Origin of the sequence: Kitasatospora aureofaciens (assembly GCF_019192735.1) — a bacterium.
Classification (GTDB): domain Bacteria; phylum Actinomycetota; class Actinomycetes; order Streptomycetales; family Streptomycetaceae; genus Kitasatospora; species Kitasatospora aureofaciens_A.
In genome coordinates, this window is record NZ_JAHTKP010000206.1 from 1 (window position 1) to 546 (window position 546).

The window sequence follows — 546 nt, forward strand, 5'->3', positions numbered from 1 at the left end:
CAGGTAGACGCCCTCGTCCAGCAGCGTCGCGTAGACCTCGGCCGGTGCCGTGTCCTTGAACCGCTCGCCGTTGAGCTTGGCCACCACCTTCTCGCGTTCCTCGGGCGAGAGCGCTTTCGGATGCGGCTGGCTCTCCCGGACCGGCCTCGGTGGGGGTGGTGACTTGCGGTGGTGGCGGTACCAGGTCGCCCGGTTGACGCCCAGCGCCGCGCAGGCCTTCGCCCGTCCGACCACGCCGGAGAGCTTCTCCAGGGCCGCGGTCCGGGCGTCCTCGAACACCGTGCCCGCCGTGCCGCCCAGGACGGGTGCGGCCTGGTCTACTTCGTCTCGCCGTCGTCGGTCGCGCTGCCCGTGGCGAGCTGGTCCAGCAGCGCGGAGAGTTTTCCCTGCACCTCGATGACGGTGCGGGCCTTGCCCAACTCCTTCTCCAGGCGCTCGACTTCGCTCTTGAGCTTGGCGATCTCCTTGTCGCGGGGGTCGGCCTTCGGTCGGCCCGCCGGTGCACCCAGAGCGGCCGCGGCCCCGGCGTCACGCTGGGACTTCCAC

General features: G+C 71.4%; 1 protein-coding gene and 1 pseudogene. Both read right to left on the reverse strand.

Annotated elements, in window-relative coordinates:
• A pseudogene (locus KV557_RS45200) lies at positions 1–279 on the reverse strand (IS3 family transposase); the annotation flags it as partial.
• 38 nt (positions 280–317) lie between these two features.
• Positions 318–546: hypothetical protein (locus KV557_RS45205; protein ID WP_218207395.1), on the reverse strand; the 229-nt coding region annotated here is incomplete at its 5' end.